The organism is Allocoprococcus similis (assembly GCF_054660775.1).
The window spans coordinates 1-3890 of the sequence record NZ_BAAHSG010000057.1 but is presented as its reverse complement, the minus strand read 5'-3'; the positions used below and the strand labels follow the sequence as shown (position 1 = coordinate 3890).

Below are 3890 nucleotides of genomic sequence, written 5' to 3'. Positions count from 1 at the left end.
TTTGAAATTTATATTATAAAAATGGAGGTTAGATATGAAAAAAGGATGGGGACTTCAAAATTCCAGAAGCAGAATGATTGCTTTGTTTATCGTGGACATGCTTACTGTGGTTTTGGATTCTTATTTAGCGATTATATTGCGCTTTAAATTGGATAACATCTGGGTACCAGAGGAGTACATGAGCAGTGTAGAACACTACATGATTATAAATGTGATTACGACGGTAATTATCTTTTTACTGTTGAATCTGTATAATCGTGTCTGGTCTTATGCCAGTTTATATGAGATGCTATTGATTGTGTGTGCCGCAATGCTTTCGACAGCATTTCAGGCTTTTGGATTCAGTTTATTATATTTGCCGATTCCAAGAAGTTATTATTTCTTCTACTTTATTTTGCTTAGTATTACTACGTTGATCACTCGTTTTTCATATCGGATTTTGCACACGATGCAGAATGGAATCAAAAAATCAGCGAAGCATTCCCGTAATACGATCGTAATCGGAGCTGGTGAAGCGGGAAATATGATCATTAAAGAACTGAAAAGCAGTAAGTATCTGAATCAAAAGGTTGTATGTGTTATTGACGATAATCCGTCGAAAAAGGGAAAATATATTCATGGAATTCGGATTATCGGTGGAAGAGATATGATTCAGGAAGCAGCAAAAAAATATGATGCAGAAGAAATTATCCTTGCAATTCCGTCAGCAGGAAATAAGGCTACCCGTGATATCTTAAGAATTTGTAATCTTACAGATTGTAAACTTAAAATTTTACCGGGCATGTATCAGCTTATCAATGATGAAGTTGGAGTATCAAATCTGAGAGAAGTATCGATTGAGGATCTACTTGGCAGAGATGCAATAAACATTGATATGGAAAGTGTTGGACAGTATGTAAGTAATAAACGAGTACTGGTTACTGGTGGAGGGGGATCAATAGGCAGTGAGCTTTGCCGTCAGATTGCTGCGCATAATCCGAAGCTTCTGATTATATTTGATATTTATGAGAATAATGCATATGAGATTCAGCAGGAACTGATCCGAAAATATCCAAATCTGAAGTTGGAAGTATTAATTGGATCTGTCCGTAATACGAGTCGAATTGAAAGTGTAATGGAATATTATCGCCCGGAAGTTGTATTTCATGCAGCGGCCCATAAGCATGTACCGCTTATGGAAGACAGTCCGAATGAGGCGATTAAAAATAATGTGTTTGGAACATACAAGACTGCAAGAGCAGCGGACAAGTATGGAGTAAAGAAATTCGTACTTATTTCTACTGACAAGGCTGTAAACCCTACTAATATCATGGGAGCTTCAAAGCGTATGTGTGAGATGATCGTGCAGACATTTAGTAAGTATTCCAGAACAGAATATGTAATTGTACGATTTGGAAATGTACTTGGAAGTAATGGTAGTGTAATACCACTTTTCAAGAAGCAGATGGAAGCAGGTGGACCAGTTACGGTTACACATCCAGATATTATTCGTTATTTTATGACGATTCCTGAAGCTGTATCACTGGTGTTACAAGCAGGAGCCTACGCACATGGTGGAGAAATCTTTGTGTTGGATATGGGAGAACCGGTAAAGATTGCCGATCTTGCAAAGAATTTGATCCGGCTTTCCGGCTATACACTTGGTGTGAATATGGAAATTAAATATACTGGTTTAAGACCGGGTGAAAAGTTGTATGAAGAATTGCTGACAAAAGAAGAAGGACTTCAAAAAACAGCGAATGACTTGATCTTTATTGGGAAACCATTGGAGTTTGATGAGGTACATTTCTTAAGCCAGTTAAGAGAGCTTGAAAAAGCGGCGATGGAAGAAAGTCCGGATATTAAAGAAAAAGTTGCTGGAATTATTTCAACGTATCATATCAGACCGGAAGACAAGAAGAGAGATAGTGAGGCTTTTCAAGAACTAGTGAGTCTGGGAAGAATCAGTCATGAAGGGCCAAGCGTAGAAAAAGAGCATACAACTATTTAACAACAATAGTAGTTTGGAGAACAAAATTATGAAAATGTCATTGGTAGTACCTTGTTACAATGAAGAAGAAGCAATTCCTATTTTTTATAGAGAAGCTTTGAAAGTAATAGAACAGTTGAAAGATGAGTTTGAATTTGAGTTTTGTTTTGTAGACGATGGAAGTAAAGATGGAACATTGCAGTGCTTCAAAGATCTGCGGGCGAAGGATGAAAGAGTTCATTACGTTTCGTTTTCAAGAAACTTTGGAAAAGAATCTGCATTATATGCTGGATTACAGCTTTCAACAGGAGATTATGTTGCAACATTGGATGTGGATCTGCAGGATCCGCCGTCATTACTGCCGGAAATGTGGAAAACAATTAAAGAATCAGAAAATAAAGAAGATTATGATTGTGTTGCAACCCGGAGAGTTAACCGGGCAGGGGAACCGCCTATCAGATCTTTCTTTGCGAGAATGTTTTATAAGATCATTAATAAAATGTCATCAACAGAAATTGTAGATGGTGCAAGAGATTTTCGATTAATGAAACGAAAAATGGTGGATGCTATTTTGAGAGATGCAGAATATAACCGTTTTACAAAAGGAATTTACAGTTGGGTAGGGTTTCATACAAAGTGGATTGCTTTTGAAAATGTGGAAAGAAGTGCAGGAGAGACAAAATGGTCTTTCTGGAAATTGTTTTTATATTCAATCGAAGGAATATTGGCGTATTCTACAGCACCGCTGGCAGTTGCGTCCGTGTTTGGAATTGTATTTTGTGGAGTTTCTTTTGTGTCAATGCTTGTGATCATTATTAGAGCATTGGCATTTGGGGATCCTGTTGCCGGATGGCCATCATTAGTAACAATAATATTCTTTTTGGGTGGAATCCAGTTATTGTGTCTTGGAATTATGGGATTATATTTGTCAAAGACATATTTGGAAACGAAAAAGAGACCTATTTATATTGTGAGAGAAAGTGAGTGACTAATGGGTTATCTATTGAAGTGATTAAAGCTGTTTAAATCATGACATATAGATAACCTTTTTGCAGAGAGGAGAAAAGATATTAAAATATCTTTTGGAGATTATGGGAAAAAGAAGAATAGAATGGGTTGATTGTGCAAAAGGTATAGGAATTATATTAGTAATAATTGGTCATACAGTAAACAATGGAAAATATGGAAGTAGCTTGAGAGGAATGATTTTCTCTTTTCATATGCCGTTGTTTTTCATATTGAGTTGTATGACTTTTAAATGTTCTGAAAACATAGAACAATATAGAAAAAAAACAATTCATGCTTTAAAGCATTTAGTCATGCCTGCGATATGTGTTTTCGCTTTGGTAATCATAATTGAGTGTAGAAGAAATGTTAATTTAATATTTGATTTAAATTATTGGAAACAAGAGATGTATTGTTTGCTTTTTGCGAGTGGTGCAGAAGTAGAGTTTAATGGATTCAAAGTGAGAGGAATTGGAATACCGTGGTTTTTCTTCGTGTTATTTATTGGGAGAACAATATTTGATTATCTCCATTTGTGCTTTGAGGAAAAACAATTGGGAGTCATTTCAATTATTAGCTGTACGATAGGAATTTTTTTTGGAAGCATACAATGGCTTCCGTTTTCATTGGATATAGCGTTAGCTGTTATGCCCTTTTTTTATTTTGGATATAAGCTAAAAAAAATGAAAGTCGAAGAGCAAGCTTTCAAAAAAACTTTCACATGGGGGATTGTATGGATTAGTATTTTGTATATTACTTTTCCAGATTATAATAATTGGACATATTTGGAATTAGCTATGAGAAGATATAATTTATTTCCTATATGTTATTTGACAGCTATTGCAGGAACAATGATGACAATAGAATTTAGCGTATTAATCTGCAATAAATTAGGGAGAATAATGAAACCTATAAT

The 3890-nt window shown here is 35.4% G+C and carries 3 protein-coding genes; all 3 read left to right on the top strand.

Annotated elements, in window-relative coordinates; all coding sequences use genetic code 11:
* Positions 1–34 precede the first annotated feature (34 nt).
* The gene (locus ACYQ5K_RS16850) at positions 35–1990 is read left to right on the top strand and encodes a polysaccharide biosynthesis protein (RefSeq protein WP_459778066.1); all 1956 of its coding nucleotides are present in this window, start codon (positions 35–37) and stop codon (positions 1988–1990) included.
* Positions 1991–2018: 28 nt separating this feature from the next.
* Positions 2019–2957 (top strand): glycosyltransferase family 2 protein, encoded by a 939-nt coding sequence (locus tag ACYQ5K_RS16845; protein WP_459778065.1) that lies wholly within the window; start codon positions 2019–2021, stop codon positions 2955–2957.
* 103 nt (positions 2958–3060) lie between these two features.
* A partial coding sequence (locus ACYQ5K_RS16840) for an acyltransferase family protein (protein WP_459778064.1) occupies positions 3061–3890 on the top strand: 830 nt, incomplete at its 3' end.